Here is a 23,507-nt window from a genome sequence, read left to right as displayed (position 1 = left end):
TCAGCCCTCCCGTCCGGTGGGATCGGCGGCGGGGGCGAGGCCGGCGAGGTAGGTGGTGCGCGGGCGCGTGTTCAGGTGGCCGAGCAGCGCGTATTCCCGCGGGTCCTTGCGGGCGGCGGAGACTTGGCTCGCCGGGTCGGCGACGTTGCCGAAGGTGATCGCCCGGGTCGGGCAGGCGCCCTGACAGGCGGTCTCGACGGCGCCGTCCTGAATTGGGGCGTGCGCGTCCTTGGCCGAGGTGATCCGGGCCGCCGTGATCCGCTGGATGCAGTAGGTGCACTTCTCCATCACGCCGCGGGCGCGGACGGTGACCTCGGGGTTGCGCTGCTGCTGCTCCACCGGGGTCATACCGCCTGTATAGTCCAGGTAGTTGAAGCGGCGGACCTTGTAGGGGCAGTAGCTCTGGCAGGTTCGGGTGCCGACGCAGCGGTTGTAGACCTGCAGGTTCAAGCCCTCGCTGTCGTGCAGGGTCGCCTCCACGGGGCAGCCGACCTCGCAGGGCGCCTGCTCGCAATGCATGCACGGCACCGGCTGGAAATGCGTGCTCGGCGCGTCGAGGTCGCCGGCGTAATAGCGATCGATCCGCAGCCAGCCCATCCAGCGGCCGAGCTCGACCTGCTCGCGCCCGACCACCGGGATGTTGTTCTCCGCCTGGCAGGCGGTGACGCAGGCATTGCAGCCGGTGCAGGCATCGAGATCGATCGCCATGCCCCATTGCGCCGCGACCCAGCGGTCCTGGCTCTCGGGAGGCGGATAGAACGAGGCAGGTGCGGGCGCATTCTTGGGATCGCCTACCGGCGCGGCGCCGACCGCCTGGACACGGACGATGTCCTGGCCCTCCATCGTGCCGAGGTTCTGGGTGGTCGCCGGTATGCGGCGCCGGCCGGTCTTGGTCAGGCGCGCCCCGGTCAGCCACCAGGGCGTATCGACGGACCGCAGGGTGGCGGCGTCGTAGCCGAGGCCGTTCGACAGGTGGTCCGGCATGGTGCGGCCGTAGCCGAGGCTCAGGGTCACGGTCTCGGCGGCCTGGCCGGGCAGGATCCAGGCGGCGCCCTCGACCGCGCGCCCCGCAGCCTCGACCCGCACGATGTCGCCCGTGGCGATCTTTTCGCGCTCGGCGAGATGGGGGCTGAGGGCGATGACGTTCTCCCAGACGACCTTGGTCAGGGGTTTGGGCAGCTCCTGAAGCCAGGCGAGGTCGGCATGGGTACCGTCCCAGATTGTCGAATCCGGGCGGAACACCACCTCGATCCCGTCCGGGGTCGGCACCGGAGGGGTGGGCGTGCCCTCCTGCGTCAGGGCGACAGTCTCCGTCGCGCTCGCGCTATCGGGCCAATACCCCCGGCGCAGGGCGTCGGCGAAGCGGGTCTCGAACGCGGTCGCGTCCTCGCCTTCGTTCCGCCAGCGCGCCTTGAGCAGCCCGAGCGCGTCCTCGCCGCCCTCGCCGCCGCGCCCGTCGGTGAGAAAGGCCAGCATGTCCGGGAGGGTGCGGCCGTTGTAGAGCGGTGCCACCGTCGGCTGGATCAGCCCGACCGTGCCGTCGAGGGAGCGGACATCGCCCCAGGATTCCAGCGGATGGGCGGTGGGCAGGTGCCAGTCGGCATGGGCTCCGGTCTCGTCATAATAGAGCCCGGCATGGATCTTGAGCGGCACGCGCTCCATCCGGGCGGCGAAGTCGAGGGCGGCCGGCGAATCGTAGACCGGGTTGGCGCCGAGCACGATCAAGGCCTTGACGCCGCCGCGCTCCATCGCCTCCGCCAGATCCGCCAGCGTGCCCGCACCCGATTCGACCGCGGGCGCCGTGTGCCGCAGGGTCGCCCCGGTATTGCCGAGCGCGCCGTTGAGGCGATGGACCAGGGCGTGCAGGTCCGGGCTCGCGGTCAGCCCGGCCGTGACGATGCCCGCGCCGCGCGCCTCGGTCAGGGCCGCGGCGGCACGTCTCGTCCAGCGCGATACCGGATCATCGCCGGACGGCGCCGCACCGCCGGCGGCCAACGCCAAGAGATCCCGGGCGACGGCTTCGAGTCGGGCCGAGGCAAGGGGGGTCGAGAAGTCCGCCTTGGCGCTGGTCAGGGTCGGGGTCGGCGCCGCGGCGTGCAGGGTGAGCAGGCGGCCCTCGGCGTAGGCCGCCCGGCGGGCCGCGCTCCAGCGCCCCGACAGGCCGACCTGGCCAGGCCCGAGGTCGAGGAAATCGCCGTCCAGGGACACGATGGTGCGCGCCCGGCCGAAATCCGGAATCGTCTCCAGCGGCCGTCCATAGGCCCGGCGGGCGCCCTCGTAGATCGCCTCGCGGCCGGCGCCGGCGCCGACGAACCAGCGCAAGGCCGGATAGGCAGCCCGCATCCGGGCGATCTGCGCCGCCATAGTGGGCGAGGTCACCGGCCCGGTCAGCAGGGCCACGCCCTCGCCCCCGGCCGCGTGCCAGGCCGGCATCTGCGCTTGCAGAGCCGCGCGGTACGCCGCCCAGGAACTCGGGCGGCCGAGATGCTGTACGGCTTGAGAACGGAACGGGTCGTAAAGGCCGAGCACGGAGGCCTGCGCCAGCACGTCGGTGCCGCCGCGGCTCCAGGGATGCTCGGGATTGCCCTCGATCTTCAGCGGCCGGCCGTTGCGGGTGGTGACCAGGATGCCGTTGCCGAACCCGTCGAACACGGCCGAGGAGGCGTAGGACAGGTCCGTGCCCGGCACGATCCGTTCGGGCTGGTTGACGTAGGGCACCTCGTAATCCCGGTTCCCGCCGCCGCAGGCGGTGAGGCCGCCGAGCGCGAAGGAGGCCGCCATCAGCTTGAGGAAGCCGCGCCGCTCCGGGGACGCGGCGAGCCGGGCCGCCGAGGGGAACTCGGCCGCGAGGTAGTCGCGGAATTCCGGGCTGTCGGCGACGGCGTCGAGGCTGCGCCAGAAGCGCGGGCCGTCGCCGCCGGCGAGTTTCTGGCGCAGGGCCGCGATGTCGGATCCGCTGGTCATCGGTGGCAGATCCCGCATTCGGTCAGCCGCGAACCGCCGCGGATATGGTTCTCGGCCACGAGCTTCGGCCCGAGGGTCGCCTGGTCGGCCGGCGGCTTCCAGGTCATGTTCCAGACCTGGTCGGGGGTCCGGACGTACTTCTCCGGCGCCCGGTGGCAATCGAGGCAGAACTGCATCTCGAAGGCGTTGGCCCGGTAGGTCATCTGCATCGACGTCACGTCGCCGTGGCAGGTCGAGCAGCCGATGCCCTTCGTCACATGCACCGAGTGATTGTAGTAGACATATTGCGGCAGCTTGTTCAGCCGCACCCATTCCAGCGGCTTGTCCTGGGCGTAGCTGTCGCGCACCGGCTTGAGCATGTCCGAGCCGGTCCAGATCTGCGAATGGCAGGTCATGCAGGTGTGCGTCGGCGGGATGCCGGCCGAGGCGACCTTGTCGACGGTGGTGTGGCAGTAGCGGCAATCGATGCCCAGCTCGCCGGAATGGTGCTTGTGGCTGAACGGCAGCGGCTGGGCCGGGGCGATGCCGACCCCGGTGACGTAGTTCGAGCGCACGATCCCGGCCGCCAGAACCGGCAGGCCGACCAGGCAGGCTACGCCGGTCATCAGGGCGAGCCGGTAGATCGCGTCGGCGCCGGGGGTGAACAGCTGCGCCATCAGGCGCTCCCGGCGAGCGGGCAAGCGCGCCCGCGGGGCAGGAAGATCCAGCCGTCAGGTTCGATCTTCTCAACCCCTCGCCGCACGCGTCGCCCCACCGTTGATCCCGGGTTCAAGTGTGCGGTGCACCGGATCGCCCGCGCAATGCGACCAAAGCGGCCGTGCGCTTCAGAGGCCGCGCCGCAACCGTCCGGCGGCCTCGCCGTGGAACCTAGAGCGTTTCCAGACGGGGGCTAGAACATGGCTGATCGTGCCGGCCGCTTCCCGCGCCGCCGCCTCGACACTTCCCGCCGGCGGCGCGAAGGCCTATGCGCTGCCTGACCCGTCGGGCACGGCGGCCCGCTCCCGCCGCCGACCCACCCCGGACCTGCCTCGGACCCCTATGGATTCCGATCCCATCGTCCTGACCTGGCGCGCGGCTCGGCGCCTGCATGCGACAGCGGCCGCCCTCGCGGTCGGTGTCGGCGCCCCGCTCTGCGCCCTGGCCCTGCTGTGCCTGCGCGATCTGGTCGCGGTGCTGCCGCGCGACGAGGCACCGACGCTGCCGTTCCTGCGGCTCGCCCTGTCGCTGCCCGGCCGCGAGATCGCGCTGGCGCACGGCTTCCCGATGCGCCCCGCCGAGCTGGAGTTCGCCGCCTTCCTGTGCATCGCCGCCTGCGCGCTGGCCCTGGCGGGTGTCGGCTGGGTCGTGGCGCGCCTGTGCTTCAAGGCCCAGAACCGGGCCGCGGACGCCGTCCGGGAGAGCGTCCTGCGGGCGATCCTCGACGCGCCGGCCGGCGCCCGGGACGAGGCGCGCAGCCTCGCCCGCCTGGTCGGCGAGGTGCTGGGACGGGGCGACCGGCTGCTCGCCGCCGGCATCGTCGTGCCGGCGATGACCCTGGCCGCGCTGCTCCTGGCGCTCGCCTTCGCCGGGCTCGCCGCGCCCCGGCTGATCCCGACCGCGGCGATCGGCCTGGCGGCGATCGGGCTCGCCTACGGGCTGGTCCTGGAGCGCGCCCGGGACCGGCAGGACCTGCGCCTGCGCTCCAGCACCCGGGCCGAGACCAACCTGAACGACCTGGTGCGGCGCCTGCCGGCGGTGCGGGTCCACGGCGCCGCCGCCCTCGAGCGCAAGCGCATCGCGGCTCGGGTCGCGGCGATGCGCACCAACGTCGCCCGGGCCGAGGCGCGGCTGGCCTATGCGCGGGCGCCGGCGCTCGCCCTGGCGGTGATCCTCCCGGCCATCGCGATCGGCACGGCCCTGTGGCGCTCGGCGACGCCGGGCGCACCGCCGGCCCCGCCGGTCGATCCGGCCGCGTTGCTCGCGGCCACTGGGGCCTTCGGTCTCGCCGGCTGGCTCGCCGCGATCTGCGCCCGGCTCTGGACGGTGCGCAGATCCGTCCGCCCGCGCTTCCGCGATCTGGCGCGCATCATCGCGCTCCTGCAGGGGCGCCAGGCCAGGGCGCCCCGGACGGGCCTTGCCCCGCCGCCTCTGCCCCGGTCCGGAATCCTGGCGACCCAGGGCGTCGGCGCCTTCGACCCGGCCAGCGGCGAGCGGCTGACCGGTGTCGACGTGGCCGTCACCATGCCGGGCCATGTCGCGATCACCGGCAGCCGGGGCAGCGGCGCCCGGGTGCTGGCGGCGGTGCTGGCCGGCCAGATCGAGCCGACCGCGGGCGCCGTCACCTATGCGGGCGCCGACCTGCGCGGTTTCGACGCCGCGGAGCGCGCCCGCCGCATCGCCTTCGCGGCCGGTGAGGCGATCCTGATGGAGGGCTCACTCCGGCAGAACCTCCTCTACGGCACCGAGCCGGCCAACGCCCCCGACGACATCGCGCTGATCGGGATCAGTCGGCTCACCGGGCTCGACGGCTTCGTCTACGCCCGCGGCCTGACCGGCCGCCTGGACCCGGCGACCCAGCCCCGGCTGGCGGCGGCGATCGTCGCGGCCCGCCGGACCATGCGGGCGGCTCTGGCCGCCAAGGGGGCCGAGCGCCTGGTCGAGCCGTTCGACCCGGAGCGCTACAACCATCAGGCGAGCATCGGCGAGAACATCCTGTTCGGGGAGCCGGTGGGCGGCGCCTTCGCGCCCCTGCGGTTCGCCCGCCACCCCTACCTGCGGGCGGTGCTGGAGGCCGAGGAGCTGGTGCGGCCGCTCACCGAGATCGGCCTGTCGGTCGCCCGCAGCACGGTGGAGATCTTCGCCGATCTGCCCAACGACCATCCGCTCTTCGACAACTATTCGCTGTTTCAGGCCTCGGAGCGCGGCTACTTCGAAGACTTGGTGGTCCGTCTGCCCGATGCGGGGCATGTGCGCCGCGGCCCTGCCGGCCAGCGCGACCGCACCCGGCTGATCGGCCTGGCCCTGCGCTACAGCGAGTCCCGCCACCGCTTCGGGCTGATCGACGACGCCTTCGAGCAGCGGCTGGTCCAGGCCCGCCGCTCCTTCGCCCGGATGCTGCCGCCCCACCTCGCCGGGGCGGTCGAGTTCCACGACCCCGGCCGGGTCAATCCGGCCGCGAGCCTGGAGGAGAACCTGCTGTTCGGCCGGATCAGCCTCGGCGAGGCCAATGCCGAGCCGCGGGTGCGGGCGCTGGTGCAGCGGGTGCTGGCCGACGAGGGCCTCGAAGCCTCGGTCTACGGCCTCGGCCTGGACAGCAAGGTCGAGATCCAGCCCAGCACCGGCGCGCTGGCGGACGGCGCCATCAACGCCCGGGAGCGCGTCGCGATCGAGCTGGCCCGCTGCCTCGTCCGCGAACCCGACATCCTCGTGGTCGCGGTGGCGCCCGACGAGCGCAAGGTCGAGGGGGTGCGCGAGCGTCTTGCCCGGCTCCGCCAAGCCCGGGCAGGACGCGGCTTGATCGTCTGCCTGCCCGAATCGGGCGTGCTTGACGGGATCGAGCCGTTCGACGCGGTGATCGCCGTGGAGAACAGCGCCTTGGCCGCGACCCCGGCCGCCGAGGAAGCCGAGGCCGAGCCGGCCCTCGCTTGAGCGCTACGGCCTCACGACGGCCGCAATGGCCGGTCAGGTCGGGACGCCGTGCCTGCCAGGCCCCGGTTCCTCTTCGCCCGGCCGATCCAATGCGGACGGTTCATGCCCTTCCCGATCCCGAGATCCTTCGCCGCCGGCCTCGTGCTGTTGACCGCCATCGGTCCGAGCGCGGCGCAGGCCGGAAAGGCCGACGCGCCGATCCCGGCCGCGACGCTCGCCCTGATGGCGCAGAAGGGCACGACGGCCGCCGCCCCGGTGCTGTTCCGGGCCTACAAGAAGGAATCCGAGATCGAGGTCTGGAAGAAGGGCCCGGCCGGGTATGTCCACATCAAGACCTTCCCGATCTGCCGCTGGTCCGGCCAACTCGGCCCCAAGCGCAAAAATGGCGACCGGCAGACCCCCGAAGGGTTCTATGCGGTGCCCCGGCGCCAGATGAACCCGAACTCGCACTATTACCTGTCCTTCGACGTCGGCTATCCCAACGCCTACGACCGCGCCCATGGCGGCACCGGCTCGGCCGTGATGGTCCACGGCATCTGCTCGTCGATGGGCTGCTTCGCCATGACCGACGGCACGGTGGGCGAAATCTACGCCATCGCCCGGGAGGCCCTGAACGGCGGCCAGGCGGCCTTCCAGTTCCAGTCCTACCCGTTCCGGATGAGCGCCGAGAACATGGCCCGCCACCGGACCGACCCGAACATCGGGTTCTGGCGCGAGCTCAAGGCCGGGTCCGACCGGTTCGAGGTGAGCCGGGAGGAGCTTCAGGTCTCGGTGGTCGCCGGCCGCTACGCCTTCGCGCCGTCCCGGGATCCCGCCCGGGAGGCGGCGGTGGCGACCTACCGCGCCATCGAGGAGGCGCGGATGGCGGCGTTCGCCGAATCCGGCGAGCCGGCCGTGCGCACCACCTATTCCGATGGCGGCCAGCACGCCTTCTGGGCGGCCTACACGGCCCGGGGCGGCGCTGTCGGCGACATCAGCCGGCCGGAGGCGCTGGCGTTTGCCGGCCAGGAGGTTGTGGTCGTGCCAGGCCATCGGGCGCCCCGCCCGGTGCCGGAATCGGTCTGGGCCGCATGGGGCGGGCCGGATTCCGGGCTCGCGCTGCGGCAGATGGCGGGCTTCGTGCCAGTTTATGAGCGGGCGCCCGACCCGTTCGGGGCGCTGGCGGGCCGCCTCCCGGCGCGCTACGGCGACGGCCTGCCGTCCCTGCTGGCGGCGGCCCTGAAAGACGCGGCCGACTCGGCCGGCGGACGCCCGCTTCCTACCGGCTCGGGTGCGGGCCTGATCGCCTCCGCCGAGCGGCTCTAGGCATGCAACGGACCCCGAAAGCGGCCCATCCGTGTGCGCGGCCGCACATCACGACGGCGTGCGGGCCCCCAATTCATTGTACGGCAGGGGATGAGCGGTACTCCTGTCCCGTCGGACTGCCGTATTCAGCGCTACCTTCCCGGAACGGCGACGGGGTTTCGATCGTAACGGATCGGGACCGACTGTCCGCAGATTCGTGATCGCCATGTCCAAGTGTTCCGAGCCGACTATCCGTGCGGCCGATGAGGGCCTCGTCCTCCGATTCTGGGGCGTGCGCGGCTCGACGCCGGTCAGCGGCCCGCAATACGCCGAGTTCGGCGGCAGCACGCCATGCATCGAGGTGCGCTGCGGCGAGCGCATGTTCGTGATCGACGCCGGCTCGGGCATCTACAACCTAGGGCAGGGCCACCGCACCGATCTCCCGCGGGACGTCGACCTGCTGTTCACCCACCTGCACCTCGACCACACGGCGGGGCTGCCGTTCTTCAAGCCGGCGGTCCTCGATTGCGACCGGGTGATCAACACCTATTGCGGCAATCTCGGCGGCGAATCGGCCGGCCCGACCCTCGATCGCCTGTTCGCGCCGCCGCTGTTCCCCGTTACCCTCGACAGGCTGTGCTGCACGTTCAACCACCACGGCTTCGAGGCCGGCCAGACCCTGACCTTCGCGGACGGAGCGCGGGTCGACACGATCCTGCTGAACCATCCGCAGGGATCGGTGGGCTACCGGTTCGAGCATGGCGGCCGGCGCCTGTGCCTGATCAGCGACATCGAGCACAGCGACCCCTGGCCGGACCCCGAGCTGGCCCGCTTCGTCGCGGGGGCCGACCTGATGGTCTATGACGGCATGTTCACCGACGGCGAATATCCGACCTGCCGCGGCTGGGGGCACTCGACCTGGCAGAAGGGCGTCGAGCTGGCGCGGACCGCCGGCGTCAAGGCGCTGGCGATCATCCACCTGCACCCGGCCCATTCCGACACGGCGCTCCGCGACATGGAGGCGGATCTCCAGGCGGAGATGCCCACGGCCTTCATCGCCCGGGAGAGCCAAAGCATCACGGTCGGCGCACCGCGCTCGGTGAGCCGCCGGGCCGGCGCCCGCCCAACTGTTGCACGCGAGGTCCGCCGCCGGATCAAAGTTGCCTGATCGTCCCGGTCAAACGGAGCGCCCGCTCCGGGGCCGGCTGAACCGGCGATAGGCGAACAGCACGAACAGCGCGACGCCGATGGTCAGGATGCTCCAGCCGTAATTGCTGATGAGCTGCGCGTCGATCGGATGCCCGATCAGGCCCAGTGCGACGAGCAGTCCGAAAACGGCGATCACTGCCGAGACGAGCATCCCTAGAATCATCATGGTCCCTGGTGCGCCCCGGCCGGCAGCGGCCCGGCGAATACGTCCGTGGAAATGCGTGGGGGCGGCACCCGTTCCCGGTCGCATCGAGCGCCGCGAGACGCTAATCGCGCCCTGGCGCGCATGAACTGGTCCCAAGGCGCCGAACTTAGGCTAAGTAGGCCCGCACGACGGCGCCCCGGGGCGCGCGAGGAGCCCGAGACCACGGCGATGACCGGCCCACAGACCACGCCTCAGGACAGCATGCCCGCATCCACAGCCGCCACGGGCCCGCTGCGCCCGCAATCTCAGCTCGTAACGATCTTCGGCGGCTCCGGCTTCCTGGGCCGCCACGTGGTGCGGGCGCTGGCCAAGCGCGGCTACCGGATCCGCGTCGCGGTGCGCCGGCCGGACCTGGCGCTGTTCCTGCAGCCGCTGGGCAAGGTCAACCAGATCGTGGCCGTTCAGGCCAACCTCCGCTACCCCGAATCGGTGGCCCGCGCGGCCGAGCGCTCGGACGTGGTGATTAACCTCGTCGGCATCCTGCAGGAGACCGGCTCTCAGAGCTTCGCGCGGCTGCAGGTCGACGGAGCCGCCGAGATCGCCCGCGCCGCGGCCCGGCAGGGCGCCCGGATGATCCACGTCTCGGCGATCGGGGCGGATCCGGCCTCGCCGTCGCTCTACGCCCGCACCAAGGCCGAGGGCGAGGCCCGGGTCTTCGCCGCCTGCCCGGACGCCGTGGTGTTCCGGCCGTCGCTGGTCTTCGGGCCGGGCGACAGCTTCTTCAACCGCTTCGCCGGGCTGGCCCGGGCGCTGCCGGTGCTGCCGCTCTCGGGCGGCCAGTCGCGCTTCCAGCCGGTCTTCGTCGGCGATGTCGCTGAGGCGATCGCCCGGGCGGTCGACGGCGCCGTGCCGGGCGGCAAGGTCTACGAACTCGGCGGCCCCGAGGTCGCCACCCTCGAGCACCTCGTGCGCTACATGCTGAAGACGATCCAGCGCAAACGCGCCGTGGTCGACCTGCCGCTGCCGCTGGCCAAGCTCCAGGCCCGGCTCCTGGAGGTCGCCGACACCCTGACCTTCGGCCTCCTGCCCGACAGCCTGAAGCTCACCCGCGACCAGGTGATCCTGCTCCAGAACGACAACGTCGTGTCCGAGGCGGCCAAGGCCGAGGGCCGGACCATCGAGGCGCTCGGGATCACCCCGACCGCCGCCGAGGCGGTGGTGCCGGGCTATCTCTGGCCGTTCCGCAAGGCCGGCCAGTTCGCCACCGACCGGGACGAGGAATACCTGGCCGAGGTGCCCGACTCGATCGCACCGACGCCCATGGGGCCCGGCTCCCAGCACAGGCCGCAGACCGCGTCCGGGCCGGCGATCGGCGCCGATGCCGGTAGCTCCCCCGGAAGCGCCCAGAGCCGCATGGGCACTCGCTGGGGCACCCGGACGATGAGCTGAAGAATCAAGGTTTCAAAAGGTCTGCGACCTTTTGCGGGTCCAGGGCGGAGCCCTGGGTCGAGCGAAGCGCGATGCCATCGGGGTCCCGCCCCGATACCTCGCCAAAGGGCCTCGGGCACTTCGGAAACCCGTGTCCTTGCCGGTGCACGGGTTTATATCCCCGCGTTCTCCTTGAATGAGACAACGCCTGACCTCGTCCGGGACTGCACGATGATGACGACCCCGTGGAACGGATCGGCAGGCTCGGCGTGAAGCGCATCCTCGTCACCGGCGCGGCGGGCTTCGTCGGCGGCCATGTCCTGCCGCTTCTGGCCGCGTCGGGCGCCCAAGTCGTCGGGATCGGCCGCGGGGCGCCTCCGGAGCTGCCCGCGGGCGTCGATTACGAGCGCATCGACCTGCTCAACGAGGCCGCCTTGGGCGGCTTCATGGCGCGCTTCCGGCCGACCGAGATCCTCCACCTCGCCGGCCTCGCCTCGGTCGGCGAGTCGACCACGGGTCCGGGGCAGACCTGGCGGGTGAACGTCAATGGCCTGATGAACCTGGTGGCGGCGGTCGAAGCGGTGCCGGGCTGCACGTTGTTCTTCGTCAGCTCGGGCGAGGTCTACGGCGGCGCGTTCCTGGCGGGCCATGCCCTGTCCGAGGAGGCCGAGCCCCTGCCGCGCAACACCTACGCCCGGTCGAAATGGGTCGGCGAGCAGCTGCTGCGCGACCTGCTGCCCCGGATCGGCGTGAAGCTCGTGGTGCTGCGGCCGTTCAACCATATCGGCCCGGGCCAGGACGAGCGCTTCGTCGTGGCCTCCTTCGCCGGGCAGATCGCCCGGATCGAGGCCGGCCGCGCGCCACCGCTCCTCGAGGTCGGCAACCTGTCCTCGTACCGCGACTTCCTCGACGTGGCCGACGTGGCGGGCGCCTATGGCGACCTAATCGGCCGGGCGGAGAGCCTGGCGGACGGGCGCGTGTTCAACATCAGCTCCGGCGTGCCCCGCACGATCGCCAGTGTGCTCGACGGCCTGCGCGCCCGCGCCCGGGTGCCGTTCGAGATACGCATCGCCCCGGAGCGGGTGCGCCCGAACGAGATCCCGTTGGCAGCGGGCGATTCCACCCGCCTGCACGACGCCACCGGCTGGCAGCCGCGGGTCGCCTGGGACGACGCCCTGGCCCAAGTGCTGGACGATGCCCGCGACCGGCTGGCACCGGCCGAGGGCTGAGCGGGGGCGCTACCGCACCACCCCCTTCGCCACCAGCGCGTCCCGCGCCTCAGCCGAGATATCGAGCCGCTCAGCCAGGATTTCCTGGCTCGACTCCCCAAGGCCCGGCGGCATGCGGCGTACGGGCAAGCGGCGCCCGTCGAGACGGTAGGGCGGGGCGATGACGTGGGCATCGCCGACTCCCTCGACCACCAGCCCGGCCTCCCGGGCGCGTGGACAGGTCAGCGCCTCGCGCAGGCCCATCACCTCGCCGCAGGGGATGCCCGCCCCGCGCAGGCGTGCGATCAGGGCCGCCCGCTCCCACTTCGTGAGTTCCGCCTCCAGGATCGGGATGAAGGCGGCGCGGTTCTTCGAGCGATCGAGGTTGGTGGAAAAGCGCGGATCGCTGCACAGGTCAGGCCGCTCCAGCACGTGCTCGCAGAAGCGGCGGTACTGGGCGTTGTTGCCCACCGTGATCACCACCGGCCCGTCGCCGGCCTCGAACACCCCGTAGGGCACGATCGACGGATGGGCATTGCCGTAGCGCGGCGGGTCGATGCCCCGGGCGAGCGCCTCCAGGCCGTAATAGGAGGTCAGCGCCACGCCGCAATCGAACAGGGCGAGGTCGATGGTCCGGCCGCGCCCGGTGCGCTCGCGCTGGAACAGGGCCGCCAGCACCGCCTGGGCGGCGTATTGCCCGGTGAACAGGTCAACCGCCGCGACCCCGAACTTCAGGGGCGGCCCGCCGGCCTCGCCGTTGAGCGCCATCACGCCGGATTCGCCCTGCACCACGAGGTCGTAGCCGGGCCGGGTCGCCTCCGAGCCGTCGGAGCTGTAGCCGGCAATCGAGCAGTAGATCAGCCCGGAATTCTCGGCCGCGAGCGCCGCGTAGCCCAGGCCGAGCTTCTCCGCCCCGCCGGTCTTGAAGTTCTGCACCAGCACGTCGCTCTCCCGGGCCAGCGCCTTGACGATCGCCAGCCCCTCCGGCGTGGCAAGATCGACCCCGATCGAGCGCTTGTTGCGGTTCACGCTGTCGAAATACGAGGTGTTGCCGGGGGTGGTGGAAACGCCCCAGTCCCGCGTGTCGTCGCCGCGCTCCGGGTGCTCGACCTTGATCACGTCGGCGCCGAGATCGCCCAGCACCTGCGCGCACCAGGGCCCGGCGAGGACCCGGGACAGGTCGAGGATGCGGATCCCGGCGAGGGGGAGGTCGGATGACGGATCGGCTACCATCGATTGATCCTCAGGCTCCCATCACGCCGTCGAGGCTGCGCACGGCCGCGATCAGTTTCGGGCGCACCACGTCCATCAGGAACCCGGCGTCGGTGATCACGGTCGGGGCGCCGCAATTGACGGACATAGCCGGCAAGCCACCGCCGGGGTAAAAACCCACCGCGATGGCGCAGACCGTCTCCTGCCAGTCGCCGAACGAGGTGCAGCAGCCGATCTCGCGATGCTCGGCCACCGCCCGGTCGAGGCCGGCGCGCAGGGCGGGCCAGGCAACCGGGTCCAAAGCCTTCAGGTCCTCGTAGATGCTGTCGCGCTCGCGCTCGGGACACACGGCGATGTAGGCGCGGCCCATGGCGCTGCGGGCGAGCGAGATCCGCGAGCCGGTATCGAGGTTCAGCGAGATCGCGGCCGGGCCGCGCTGGCAATCGACGTAGCGCATGCTCAGCCGGTCGCGCACCCCGAGCCCAACCGAGGCATTGGCCGCCTCGGCCACCGCCCGCAGGGCCGGCCGGGCGATGCCGCGCACGTCGAGCCCGCCGAGCGCCGCAGAGCTCAGGGCGATCGTCGCATGGCCGAGCCGGTAGCGCCCGGTCTCGGCGGTGTGGTGCAGATAGCCGAGCTTGGTCAAGGTGTAGGTGAGGCGCGAGACGGTCGAGCGCGGCAGGCCGCAGGCCGCCGCGATGTCGTGGTTGGCCAGGCTGGTCCGGCCCGGGCCGAAGCAGGCGAGCACCGCGAGACCGCGGGCGAGCGCCGTGACGAAGTGGCGATCCTCCTTGGCGCCGTCGCCCGTGACAGCCTCGGGATCGGCCAGCAGGGCCTCTTCGGCGGCCCTCATCGGCGCAGGAACGCCGCGAAGGCCGCCTGGGCCTCCGGGCCGCGGCGGAGCCCATGGAACACCTCCGCCTCCTCGGCGAGGGTGCGGGCGACACGGTCGTCGTGGCCCCGGCGCAGGGCCCGCTTGGTCGCGGCGATCGAGGCCGGGGGCAAGCCTGCCAAGGCGCGGGCCCGACCGAGTGCAACCTCCAGGGCCGTGCCCTCCGGGACGACGGCGTTGACGAGGCCGGCCGCCACCGCCTCCGCGGCGCCAAACGGCTCGCCGAGCATCAGCAGTTCGGCCGCCCGCTTGGTGCCGGCGACGAACGGCAGAAGGTAGCTCGAACCGCCCTCCGGGCTGAGCCCGAGCGCCGTGAACGGCAGGCGGAAGCGGGCTCCGTTTCCGGCATAGGCGAGGTCGCAATGCAGCAGCAGCGTCGTGCCGATGCCGACCGCGTGCCCCTCGACCGCCGCGACGACGGGCTTCGGGCACCCGCGCAGGGCCTTCAGGAAGGTCAGGCCCGGGCTGGCGCCCGCGGCCTCGACATCCTGAAAATCCTTGAGGTCATTGCCCGCGGTGAAACAGCCGCCCGCCCCGGTGAGCACCACGGCACGCAGGCCCTCGTCGGCGCCGGCGGCGTCGAGGGCAGCGGCGAGACCCGCATAGGTCGCCCGGTCGAGGGCGTTGCGCCGCTCCGGCCGGTCGATGGTGATCAGCCGGATCCCGAGCTCCGGTTCGGCGACGCGGACGCTCACGGGACGCCCTCGCCAGCGTAATCGGCCGCAACGCCCGCGAGCCCGGCCCGGGCGGCGGCGTATTCCCGGGCGAGCCGGGCCACAAGGTCGGCCGTGGCCGGGGCGTCCGCGATAGTGCCGACCCCCTGGCCGGCGCCCCAGACGTCCCGCCACGCCTTCACACTGGCGCTGCCGAAATCCATTGCGGTCTTGTCGCGCACCGGCAGCGCCTCCGGGTCGAGCCCGGCGGCGCGGATGCTCGGCGTCAGGTAGTTGCCCGGCACGCCGGTGAAGTAGGGGGTGTACAGGATGTCGGCGGCGGCGCTGCCGGCGATCATGTCCTTGTAGCCGGACGCCGCGTTGGCCTCCCGGGTGGCGATGAACCGGGTGCCCATATAGGCGAGGTCGGCGCCCATGGCCTGCGCGGCCAGGATCGCCGAGCCGGTGGTGATCGCCCCCGACAGGATCAGCGGCCCGTCGTAGAAGCGCCGGATCTCGCCGACGAGGGCGAAGGGGCTGAGGGTGCCGGCATGGCCCCCGGCGCCGGCGCAGACCAGGATCAGCCCGTCGACCCCGGCCTCCAGGGCCTTCTCGGCGTGGCGCACGTTGGTGACGTCGTGGAACACCACGCCGCCATAGGCGTGGACCGGGCGGATCACCGCGTCCGGCGCCCGGAGCGAGGTGATGATGATCGGCACCCGGTGCCGGACGCAGGCCTCGACATCCTGCGCCAGCCGGTCGTTCGACGCGTGGACGATCTGATTCACCGCGAAGGGCGCGATCTTTCGGGCCGGATCCTTCGCGCGCTCGTCAGCCAGCGTGCGCGTTACCCGCGAAAGCCATTCGTCGAGTAACGCGGCGGGCCGCGCGTTCAGCGCGGGGAACGCGCCGACCACCCCGGCGAGGCATTGCGCGATCACGAGCTCCGGTCCCGAGACGATGAACATCGGGGCGCAGATCACCGGCAGGGTGAGCCGGCCGCGCAAGACCTCGGGGAGGCGGCTTTCGGGGCGGCGCCCGACCGGGGGCTGTTCGGGGCCGTCGCTCATCGAGCGCCGCCGGGCTGCTGGCCGATATCGCGCACCGCGATCCTCCCTGATCGATCGGACGGCCCGGCTGTTCGAGCCCGCGTCTTCGAGCGGGCCTGAGCCGGAATCGCGCCCGGGGCGGTTCTGAATGACATGGCCTCCGGCACCGGTCAAACCATCGTGCCAGCTCCGATCTGCAATGCGGAACGGGTTACGGACATCTGAGCCTTCGACCATCGCATCCTTGACTGACCGGCCTGTGCGGACCAACATTCAATCCAATTGCGAACGCATATTCTGCATTGCAGAACAGGGGGAGCGCCACGGTGGTTCGTTACGAAGTCGAAGGCGGCGTGGCCGTGCTCACGCTCGCCAACCCGCCGGTCAACGCCCTGGGCGCCGCGCTGCGGAGTGCCCTCGACGACGCCCTGGCTCGGGCGGCGGCGGACGAATCGGTCCGGGGGATCGTGCTGGCCGCCGAGGGCAAGGTGTTCGTCGGCGGCGCCGACATCGCGGAATTCGGCAAGCCGCCCCGGTCGCCGGGCCTGCCGGACGTGCTGGAACGGCTCGATGCCGCCAAGAAGCCGGTGGTGGCGGCGATCGGCGGCGCGGCGCTGGGCGGCGGGCTGGAGCTGGCGATGGCCTGCCATGGCCGGATCGCGGCGCCCGCGGCCAAGCTCGGTCTGCCGGAGATCAAGCTCGGGATCATCCCGGGGGCTGGCGGCACGCAGCGCCTGCCGCGGCTGATCGGGCCGGACGCCGCCTTCACGATGATGCTGACCGGCGAGCCGGTCTCGGCGGAGACGGCCGCCAAGCTCGGGATCGTCGACGCCGTGGTGCTGGGCGATCTCGTGGCGGCGGCCCGTACCCGGGCTCTGAGACTCGCCGATTCCGGCGCCCTGCCGCGGGTGCGCGAGCGGGCGGACAAGCTGACCCCGGAGGCCCGCCAGGCCTTCGAGGCGAAGGCCGAAGTGGCGGTGAAGCGCGATTCCGAAGCGACCAACGTCCACGCTTTGGTCCGGGCCGTGCGCGCTGGCCTGGACCCGGACGCGTTCGACACCGCTGTCGCCGTCGAGCGGGCCGAGTTCCGGACGCTGGTGGAGGATCCGCGCTCCAAGGCCCTGCGCTACGCCTTCTTCGCCGAGCGCGAGGCCGCCCGAGTGCCGGGCCTGTCGAAGGACACGCCCCGCCGCCCCATCGAGACCGCCGCGGTGATCGGGGCCGGCACCATGGGCGGCGGCATCGCGATGTGCTTCGCCAATGCCGGCATCCCGGTCACCGTGATCGAGACCGAGGCCGGCGCCCTGGAGCGCGGCCTCGACCGGGTGAAGGGCCTCTATGCCGGCTCGGCCAAGCGCGGCTCGATCACCGAGGCGCAGCGCGACGAACGGATCGGCCGGATCACCGGGGCGATCGGGCTTGAGAACGCCGGACAGGCCGACATCGTGATCGAGGCGGCCTTCGAGGACATGGCGGTCAAACGCGAGATCTTTTCCAAGCTCGACGGCATCGCCAAGGAAGGCGCGATCCTGGCGAGCAACACCTCCTATCTCGACGTCGACGCCATCGCGGCGGTGACCGGGCGGCCGCAGGACGTGCTCGGCCTGCATTTCTTCAGCCCGGCCAACGTCATGCGCCTCGTCGAGGTGGTCCGCGCCGGCAAGACCGCGCCCGACGTGCTCGCCACCGCGCTCGATCTGGCTAAGCGCCTCAACAAGCTGCCGGTGACGGTGGGCGTCTGCTTCGGCTTCGTCGGCAACCGCATCCTCGAGCGCCGCAGCCGCGCCGCCGAGCGCCTGCTGCTCGAAGGCGCCCTGCCGCACGCGATCGATGCCGCGGTGACCGCCTTCGGCTTCCGGATGGGCCCCTTCGCCATGAGCGACCTCGCCGGCCTCGATATCGGCTGGCGCTCCCGCAAGGATTTCGGTGGCCGGGCCCCGGTCGCCGACGCGCTGGCCGAGATGGGCCGGTTCGGCCAGAAGACCGGCCGCGGTTTTTATGTGTATGCGGACGGCGCCAGGACCGGGGCCCGCGATCCCGAGGTGGAAGCGCTCATCGAGAAGACTTCAGCCAAGCACGGCATCGCCCGCCGGAGCTTCACGCCGGACGAGATCGTCGCGCGGCTGATGTACCCGATGGTCAACGAGGGCGCCCGGATCCTCGAGGAGGGGATCGCGGCGCGGCCCGGCGACATCGATACGATCTGGATCAACGGCTACAACTGGCCGGCCTGGCGCGGCGGCCCGATGCACTGGGCCGACACGGTCGGCCTCAAGAGCGTCGCCGAGGCGCTGACGCGCTTCGCCCGGGAGACCGGCGACGACAGCCAGGAGCCGGCGCCGCTGCTGCGCAAGTTGGCCGATTCAGGCGGCACCTTCGCCGCCTGGAAGGCGAAGGCCTGATGCCCTGCCGGCTTGAGCGGGTCAGATCCCGGTTTCGAAAGGTCCGGGACCTTTCGCGGGTGCAGGGCAGCGCCCTGCTGCCGAGCTTCATCCCGCACATCGTCGGGGCGTCGCCCCGACACCCCACCAAAGGGCGTGACGCCCTTTGGGAACCCCGGAGGACCCCGGCATGACCGACGCGGTGATCGTCTCGAACGCCCGCACGCCGATCGGCAAGGCCCATCGCGGCGCGCTGAACCTCACCCGCGGCGCCGATCTCGCCGCCCACGCCATCCGCGGCGCCCTGGACCGCGCGCGCCTGGAGCCGGAGGCGGTGGAGGAGGTGGTGCTCGGCTGCGGCTATCCGGAGAACGCCACCGGCGGCAACGTCGCCCGCCACGCCGCCCTGGTGGCGGGGATCCCGGTCGAGTCGGCCGGCGTCACGGTCTCGCGCTTCTGCGCCTCGGGCCTGGAGGCGATCGCCAGCGCGGCGCGCCGGATCATCCTCGACGGCGTGCCGGTGGCGGTGGCCGGCGGGGTCGAGTCGATCAGCCTGGTCCAGCCGAAGGTCCAGCGGGAGCTGACCCGCAACGCCTGGCTGGAGGCGCACCTGCCGGCGATCTACATGCCGATGATCGAGACCGCCGACATCGTCGCCGAGCGCTATGGCATCTCCCGGGAGGCGCAGGACGAATTCGCGCTGGAGAGTCAGCGCCGCACCGCCGCCGCGCAGGCGCAGGGGCTGTTCGACGACGAGATCGTCCCGATGAGCGCCGTGATGGCGGTGACCGACAAGGCCACCGGCGAGACCCGGGAGGTCGAGATCCGGCTCGCCAAGGACGAGGGCAACCGGCCCGACACGACGCTCGAAGGTCTCGCCAAGCTCAAGCCGGTGCGCGGGGAGGGCGCCTTCATCACGGCGGGCAATGCCAGCCAGCTCTCGGACGGCGCCGCCGCCAGCGTGCTGATGTCGGCCGACGCGGCCGCCCGGCGGGGCCTGACGCCGCTCGGCACCTTCCGGGGCTTCGCCTCGGCCGGCTGCGGGCCGGACGAGATGGGCATCGGCCCGGTCTTCGCGGTGCCGCGCCTGCTGGAACGGCAGGGGCTGACGGTCGCCGATATCGACCTGTGGGAGTTGAACGAGGCCTTCGCGTCCCAGTCGGTCTATTGCCGGGACAGGCTCGGGATCGATCCGGACACGATCAACGTCAACGGCGGCGCCATCGCGGTGGGCCATCCGTTCGGCATGTCGGGGGCGCGGCTCGTGGGCCACGCCCTGCTGGAAGGCCGCCGTCGCGGGGCGCGCTACGCCGTGGTGACCATGTGCGTGGCCGGCGGCCAGGGCTGCGCCGGGCTGTTCGAGATCGGAGGCTGACGATGGATCTGCGCTTCACGCCGGAAGAAATCGCGTTCCGCGACGAGGTCCGCAGCTTCTGTCGCGAAAAAATCCCGGCGGAGATCCGCCGCAAGGTGTCGGAGGGGCGCAGCCTCTCCAAGGAGGACATCGTCGCCAGCCAGCGGATCCTCAACGCCAAGGGCTGGGCGGTGCCGCACTGGCCGCAGGAATGGGGCGGCCGGGATTGGACCCCGATCCAGCGCTACATCTACACCGAGGAGCTGTTCCAGGCGGCGGTGCCGCTGCCGCAGCAGTTCAACTGCTACATGTTCGGGCCCGTGCTGGCGACCTTCGGCCGGCAGGACCAGAAGGCGCGTTTCCTGCCGCGCGCGGCCAATCTCGACGATTGGTGGTGCCAGGGCTTCTCCGAGCCCGGCGCCGGCTCGGATCTGGCCTCCCTGAAGACCAAGGCCGTGCGCGACGGGGACCACTACGTCGTGGACGGCCAGAAAACCTGGACGACGCTCGGCCAGCACGCCGACTGGATTTTCTGCCTCGTCCGCACCGACTTCGAGGCCAAGAAGCAGCGCGGCATTTCCTTTCTCCTCATCGACATGAAGAGCCCGGGCATCACCGTGCGGCCGATCCTCACCCTGGAGGGCCGGCACGAGGTCAACGAGGTGTTTTTCGACGCCGTGCGGGTGCCGGTCGAGAACCTGGTCGGCGAGGAGAACCGGGGCTGGGACTACGCGAAATTCCTGCTCGCCAACGAGCGGACCGGCATCGCCCGGATCGGCCTCACCAAGGAGCGGATCGCCCGAATCAAGCGCCTCGCCAAGGAGATGCCGGCCGGCTCCGGGACCATGTGGGACGACCGGGACTTCCGCGGCCGGGTCGCGGAGGTGGAGGTCGAGCTGAAGGCGCTGGAGATCACCCAGATGCGGGTGGCGGCCAAGCAGGGCCGGGCGGATTCGGTGGAGCCCGATCCCGCCTCCTCGCTCCTCAAGATCCGCGGCTCCCAGCTCCAGCAGGCGGCGACCGAATTGCTGGTCGAACTCGCCGGCCCGTTCGCCCTGGCGGCGCCGGCCCGCGGGGCCGGGGCCAACAACCTGCCCGGCGGCTTCGACTGGGTCGATGCGGCGGCGCCGAGCTACTTCAACAACCGCAAGGTCTCGATCTACGGCGGCTCGAATGAGATCCAGCACAACGTCATCGCCAAGGGGATTTTGGGATTGTGAGGCGGCTCCGAGGCGCTGCTTCGGCATGACATGACGCAACGGTTCGCGGCCGGCTCTCCCTCCCCCCAAACCGATCTTGGGCCTGCCCAAGATCGGCATCCCACCGGCCCAAATCGGGCAAGCCCGACTTGGGTGGGGGGAGGGTCGCCCCCGAAGGGGGTCGGGAGAGGGGCAGCGCGACGATGCAGGATGTACCGGGCGTCGCGACCTCTCCGGACACGGCGCTCCCCTCTCCCGACCCCTGCTGACGCAGGGGCCACCCTCCCCCGCAGAGGGGGAGGGGACGATCGAGGACACCGACATGGATTTCGACCTGAACGAGGACCAGTCGCTCCTGCGCGACAGCGTCGAGCGGCTGGCGGCGGATCTCTATCCGTCGCTGGAGAGCCGGCAGGCCCGGCTGAAGGCGCCGCTGGGCTTCCCCGAGGCGGGCTGGGCGGCCTTCGCCGAGCTCGGCGTGACCGGCCTGCCCTTCTCCGAGGAGGCGGGCGGGCTCGGTGGCGGGCCGGTGGAGACCATGCTGGTCATGGAGGCGGTGGGGCGCAACCTCGTGGTGGAGCCGCTGTTCGCGAGCCTGGTGCTCGGTGCGACGGCGCTCCGGCTCGGCGGCAGCGCGGCGCAGACGGAGACGATCCTGCCCGGCGTGATCGACGGCAGCCTGCGGCTCACCCTGGCCCATACCGAACGCCAGTCGCGCTACGACCTCAACGACGTGGCGACCACGGCCCGGCGCTCCGGGGACGGGTTCGTGCTGAGCGGGGCCAAGAGCGTCGTGCCCAATGCCGATGCGGCCGGGCTGATGGTGGTCTCGGCCCGGGTCTCCGGGGAGCGGCGCGACCCGCACGGGATCGGGCTGTTCCTCGTGCCGACCGACGCCGCGGGGGTGGCGATCGAGGCCTACCCGACCCAGGATGGCGGGCGCGCCGCGGAGGTGTCGTTCTCCGACGTCGCGCTGCGGGCCGACGCGGCGCTGGGCGACCCCGAGGGGGGCCTGCCGCTGCTGGAGCGGGTGGTCGAGCACGGCATCGCGGCTTTGGCCGCCGAGGCGGTCGGCTCGATGGACGCGCTCCACAAGCTCACGGTGGAGTACCTCAAGACCCGCACGCAGTTCGGGGTCAGCGTCGGCTCGTTCCAGGCGCTGCAGCACCGGGCGGTGGACATGCTGATCCAGCTGGAGCAGGCGCGCTCGATGGCGCTCTACGCCGCCATGATGGTGGAGGCGGAGGATCCCGCGGCGCGGGCGGCGGCGCTGGCGGCCGTGAAGGTGCAGATCAACAAGGCCTGCCGGTTCGTCGGCCAGGAGGCGGTGCAGCTCCACGGCGGCATCGGCATGACGCTCGAATATCTCGGCGCCCACCACTTCATGCGGCTGGCCATGATCGAGTACCAGCTCGGCGACACCGCCCACCACCTGCGCCGGATCACGCAAGGCGAGAACGGCCTGCTGGCGGCGTGAGGGGCTTTTTTGGCCCACCCATCCAACCCCCCTCATCCTGAGGTGACGGGCGATCTGCGATCGCCCGTCACCTCAGAGGCTGTGAGTTCTCCGATCCTTCGAGGAGGGAGCGCGACAGGCCCCCTCTCCCGCACGGGAGAGGGGGCCTGCGCCTCGTCCTGGCGTTGCAAGCCCGTCTGTCGCTCGAAAGACCAGAGCCTGTCAGAATGAGTGGGATGAAGGGGTCAAAAATCAGTTGAACAATGAACCCACGCCGCCCTGCACGCGGCCCAGGCCGGCGCGGGCGACGGCGTTGTTGGGGTCGATCACGGCGGCGCGCTGGTAGTTCTCGAGCGCTTCCTTGCGCTGGCCCGACTTCTCGTAGGCCAGGCCCCGATAGGCCCAGGAGGTGGCGTCCTTGTTGTTGACGTTGAGCGCCGCGTTGTAGTCCTCGATCGCCTTCGGGTACTGGTTGGTGGCGATCAGGCTCTGTCCGCGGGCCGCGTAGGGTGCGGCCACGAACGGGTTGCGGTCGATGGCGGCGTCGAAATCGGCGATCGCCTGGGTCTCCTGACCCTGCTTCTGCTTGACCAGGCCGCGGGCGTGGTAGGCCTCGGCCGATTCGGGCATCAGCCGGATCGCGACGTTGAGGTCGGACAAAGCCTGGTCGAGGTTGCCCTGGGCGCGCTCGACATTGGCGCGGCCGATATAGGCCGGACCGTAATTCGGATCGATGCCGATCGCCTTGGTGAAGTCCTGCAGGGCGGGGGCGTCGCGGCCGACCTGGCGCTCGGCCAGCGCGCGATTGTTGTAGGCCGAGCCCGAATTCGGATCGATCTGGATCGCCTTGGTGAAGTCGGCGATGGCGTCGTTGAACTGGCCGGCCCGGGCATAGGCGGCGCCGCGGGTGTTGTAGGCGGCGGCGTCGTTCGGGTTGCGCTGGATCACCTCGGTGAGCGAGGCGATGTTGACCGTGGTGGCGCCGGTGGTGTCCGTCTCCAGCACCGCGTATTGCCGCGGGCCGGCGGCGCTCCCGACGGTCTCGCAGCCCGCGAGCGCCGCGGCCGAGAGCGTGGCCGTGCCGATCAGCGCCATCCTGTGTGCCAGCCCGTTGCGTACGATCATCGCCCCACTCTCCCCGGGGCGCGCCCCGCATCCTGCGTGCCCACCCCGCCCCCGATTGTCCCGTCGCCCGGCCCGCGCCGCGCCCCTCGTCTCCGGGGCACCGTCGCGCAACGCGGTGAAGGCCGGCTTAAAGGCGCGCGGTTCCGTGACCGCTCACGGAGTGGTGGAAGCTTTGGGATGTGGCGAAGGTATGGCTCGACGGCGTGCAGGCGTCCGGAGGCGGCGTCCGGCAGGCGCGCGGCCGGGCCGGTGTGTTCCCGAAGCCGCAGAACCGGGCCCGATCAGGGGGTCGGACCGGATCCCAGCCGGGTGACGTGGCCC

Annotated in this window: 17 protein-coding genes; 9 read left to right on the top strand and 8 right to left on the bottom strand. The window is 71.7% G+C overall.

The genetic code is table 11. From position 1 onward, the window contains the following. Nucleotides 1-2,964, bottom strand: a complete 2,964-nt coding sequence (locus MKL11_RS06500; protein WP_243941428.1) for a TAT-variant-translocated molybdopterin oxidoreductase — start codon at nucleotides 2,962-2,964, stop codon at nucleotides 1-3. After that, a complete protein-coding gene (locus MKL11_RS06495) occupies nucleotides 2,961-3,620 on the bottom strand; it encodes a cytochrome c3 family protein (protein WP_243941426.1) in 660 nt (219 codons plus the stop codon). Before MKL11_RS06495 ends, MKL11_RS06500 begins: the two co-directional genes overlap by 4 nt. A 382-nt stretch (nucleotides 3,621-4,002) precedes the next feature. Here MKL11_RS06495 and MKL11_RS06490 point away from each other — a divergent pair, with 382 nt between their 5' ends. The 3 genes from MKL11_RS06490 to MKL11_RS06480 all read left to right on the top strand — a co-directional run bounded on the left by MKL11_RS06490 (nucleotide 4,003) and on the right by MKL11_RS06480 (nucleotide 9,043). Next, nucleotides 4,003-6,591, top strand: a complete 2,589-nt coding sequence (locus MKL11_RS06490) for an ABC transporter ATP-binding protein (RefSeq protein WP_243941424.1) — start codon at nucleotides 4,003-4,005, stop codon at nucleotides 6,589-6,591. Between the two features lie 102 nt (nucleotides 6,592-6,693). Next, the gene (locus MKL11_RS06485) at nucleotides 6,694-7,896 is read left to right on the top strand and encodes a murein L,D-transpeptidase family protein (RefSeq protein WP_243941422.1); all 1,203 of its coding nucleotides are present in this window, start codon (nucleotides 6,694-6,696) and stop codon (nucleotides 7,894-7,896) included. 205 nt (nucleotides 7,897-8,101) lie between these two features. Beyond that, nucleotides 8,102-9,043 carry an MBL fold metallo-hydrolase gene (locus MKL11_RS06480; RefSeq protein ID WP_243941420.1) on the top strand — a complete coding sequence of 314 codons (942 nt, stop codon included), beginning with the start codon at nucleotides 8,102-8,104 and terminating at the stop codon, nucleotides 9,041-9,043. A gap of 9 nt (nucleotides 9,044-9,052) precedes the next feature. On the opposite strand, the gene MKL11_RS06475 is transcribed toward MKL11_RS06480, so the two are convergent. Beyond that, on the bottom strand, nucleotides 9,053-9,235 hold the full coding sequence (locus tag MKL11_RS06475) for a hypothetical protein (protein WP_243941418.1): 183 nt from the start codon (nucleotides 9,233-9,235) through the stop codon (nucleotides 9,053-9,055). Nucleotides 9,236-9,490: 255 nt separating this feature from the next. Between MKL11_RS06475 and MKL11_RS06470 the strand changes: the two genes are divergently transcribed. Together MKL11_RS06470 and MKL11_RS06465 are read left to right on the top strand one after the other, a co-directional pair. Then, a complete protein-coding gene (locus MKL11_RS06470) occupies nucleotides 9,491-10,678 on the top strand; it encodes a complex I NDUFA9 subunit family protein (protein WP_243941416.1) in 1,188 nt (395 codons plus the stop codon). Nucleotides 10,679-10,902: 224 nt separating this feature from the next. Continuing rightward, nucleotides 10,903-11,886, top strand: a complete 984-nt coding sequence (locus MKL11_RS06465; protein WP_243941414.1) for an NAD-dependent epimerase/dehydratase family protein — start codon at nucleotides 10,903-10,905, stop codon at nucleotides 11,884-11,886. Between the two features lie 9 nt (nucleotides 11,887-11,895). On the opposite strand, the gene MKL11_RS06460 is transcribed toward MKL11_RS06465, so the two are convergent. From MKL11_RS06460 to MKL11_RS06445, 4 genes are read right to left on the bottom strand one after another with little or no spacing between them, the layout of a single operon-like run. Next, nucleotides 11,896-13,098: a CaiB/BaiF CoA transferase family protein gene (locus MKL11_RS06460; protein ID WP_243941412.1), complete on the bottom strand. Its 1,203-nt coding sequence runs from the start codon at nucleotides 13,096-13,098 to the stop codon at nucleotides 11,896-11,898. A 10-nt stretch (nucleotides 13,099-13,108) separates the two neighbouring features. Next, a complete protein-coding gene (locus MKL11_RS06455; protein ID WP_243941411.1) occupies nucleotides 13,109-13,930 on the bottom strand; it encodes an IclR family transcriptional regulator in 822 nt (273 codons plus the stop codon). Then, nucleotides 13,927-14,664, bottom strand: a complete 738-nt coding sequence (locus tag MKL11_RS06450) for an enoyl-CoA hydratase-related protein (RefSeq protein ID WP_243941409.1) — start codon at nucleotides 14,662-14,664, stop codon at nucleotides 13,927-13,929. The genes MKL11_RS06455 and MKL11_RS06450 overlap by 4 nt, the downstream gene beginning before the upstream one ends. After that, nucleotides 14,661-15,692 carry an NAD(P)H-dependent flavin oxidoreductase gene (locus tag MKL11_RS06445; RefSeq protein WP_243941407.1) on the bottom strand — a complete coding sequence of 344 codons (1,032 nt, stop codon included), beginning with the start codon at nucleotides 15,690-15,692 and terminating at the stop codon, nucleotides 14,661-14,663. The genes MKL11_RS06450 and MKL11_RS06445 overlap by 4 nt, the downstream gene beginning before the upstream one ends. A 305-nt stretch (nucleotides 15,693-15,997) precedes the next feature. Between MKL11_RS06445 and MKL11_RS06440 the strand changes: the two genes are divergently transcribed. The 4 genes from MKL11_RS06440 (at nucleotide 15,998) to MKL11_RS06425 (ending at nucleotide 22,082) form a co-directional block, all read left to right on the top strand. Then, nucleotides 15,998-18,073, top strand: a complete 2,076-nt coding sequence (locus tag MKL11_RS06440) for a 3-hydroxyacyl-CoA dehydrogenase NAD-binding domain-containing protein (RefSeq protein WP_243941405.1) — start codon at nucleotides 15,998-16,000, stop codon at nucleotides 18,071-18,073. Between the two features lie 169 nt (nucleotides 18,074-18,242). Continuing rightward, on the top strand, nucleotides 18,243-19,427 hold the full coding sequence (locus tag MKL11_RS06435; protein ID WP_243941402.1) for an acetyl-CoA C-acyltransferase: 1,185 nt from the start codon (nucleotides 18,243-18,245) through the stop codon (nucleotides 19,425-19,427). 2 nt (nucleotides 19,428-19,429) lie between these two features. Beyond that, nucleotides 19,430-20,626 carry an acyl-CoA dehydrogenase family protein gene (locus tag MKL11_RS06430; protein WP_243941400.1) on the top strand — a complete coding sequence of 399 codons (1,197 nt, stop codon included), beginning with the start codon at nucleotides 19,430-19,432 and terminating at the stop codon, nucleotides 20,624-20,626. Between the two features lie 301 nt (nucleotides 20,627-20,927). Next, nucleotides 20,928-22,082 (top strand): acyl-CoA dehydrogenase family protein, encoded by a 1,155-nt coding sequence (locus MKL11_RS06425; protein WP_243941398.1) that lies wholly within the window; start codon nucleotides 20,928-20,930, stop codon nucleotides 22,080-22,082. A gap of 231 nt (nucleotides 22,083-22,313) precedes the next feature. On the opposite strand, the gene MKL11_RS06420 is transcribed toward MKL11_RS06425, so the two are convergent. Continuing rightward, nucleotides 22,314-23,186, bottom strand: coding sequence for a tetratricopeptide repeat protein (locus MKL11_RS06420; RefSeq protein ID WP_243941396.1), 873 nt, complete (start codon nucleotides 23,184-23,186; stop codon nucleotides 22,314-22,316). Nucleotides 23,187-23,507: the final 321 nt, after the last annotated feature.

Source organism: Methylobacterium sp. J-077, from assembly GCF_022829365.1.
GTDB lineage: Bacteria > Pseudomonadota > Alphaproteobacteria > Rhizobiales > Beijerinckiaceae > Methylobacterium.
The sequence above is the reverse complement of the archived record's forward strand: the minus strand, read 5'-3'. Positions and strand labels throughout refer to the sequence as shown.

What these genes read in the sequence shown, in the direction of transcription:
- MKL11_RS06455 (WP_243941411.1), bottom strand. Translation starts at nt 13,930, where the DNA reads ATGAGGGCCGCCGAAGAGGCCCTGCTGGCCGATCCCGAGGCTGTCACG.
- MKL11_RS06460 (WP_243941412.1), bottom strand. Translation starts at nt 13,098, where the DNA reads ATGGTAGCCGATCCGTCATCCGACCTCCCCCTCGCCGGGATCCGCATC.
- MKL11_RS06480 (WP_243941420.1), top strand. Translation starts at nt 8,102, where the DNA reads ATGTCCAAGTGTTCCGAGCCGACTATCCGTGCGGCCGATGAGGGCCTC.
- MKL11_RS06425 (WP_243941398.1), top strand. Translation starts at nt 20,928, where the DNA reads ATGGATTTCGACCTGAACGAGGACCAGTCGCTCCTGCGCGACAGCGTC.
- MKL11_RS06430 (WP_243941400.1), top strand. Translation starts at nt 19,430, where the DNA reads ATGGATCTGCGCTTCACGCCGGAAGAAATCGCGTTCCGCGACGAGGTC.
- MKL11_RS06495 (WP_243941426.1), bottom strand. Translation starts at nt 3,620, where the DNA reads ATGGCGCAGCTGTTCACCCCCGGCGCCGACGCGATCTACCGGCTCGCC.
- MKL11_RS06435 (WP_243941402.1), top strand. Translation starts at nt 18,243, where the DNA reads ATGACCGACGCGGTGATCGTCTCGAACGCCCGCACGCCGATCGGCAAG.
- MKL11_RS06470 (WP_243941416.1), top strand. Translation starts at nt 9,491, where the DNA reads ATGCCCGCATCCACAGCCGCCACGGGCCCGCTGCGCCCGCAATCTCAG.
- MKL11_RS06490 (WP_243941424.1), top strand. Translation starts at nt 4,003, where the DNA reads ATGGATTCCGATCCCATCGTCCTGACCTGGCGCGCGGCTCGGCGCCTG.
- MKL11_RS06500 (WP_243941428.1), bottom strand. Translation starts at nt 2,964, where the DNA reads ATGACCAGCGGATCCGACATCGCGGCCCTGCGCCAGAAACTCGCCGGC.
- MKL11_RS06420 (WP_243941396.1), bottom strand. Translation starts at nt 23,186, where the DNA reads ATGATCGTACGCAACGGGCTGGCACACAGGATGGCGCTGATCGGCACG.
- MKL11_RS06445 (WP_243941407.1), bottom strand. Translation starts at nt 15,692, where the DNA reads ATGAGCGACGGCCCCGAACAGCCCCCGGTCGGGCGCCGCCCCGAAAGC.
- MKL11_RS06485 (WP_243941422.1), top strand. Translation starts at nt 6,694, where the DNA reads ATGCCCTTCCCGATCCCGAGATCCTTCGCCGCCGGCCTCGTGCTGTTG.
- MKL11_RS06475 (WP_243941418.1), bottom strand. Translation starts at nt 9,235, where the DNA reads ATGCTCGTCTCGGCAGTGATCGCCGTTTTCGGACTGCTCGTCGCACTG.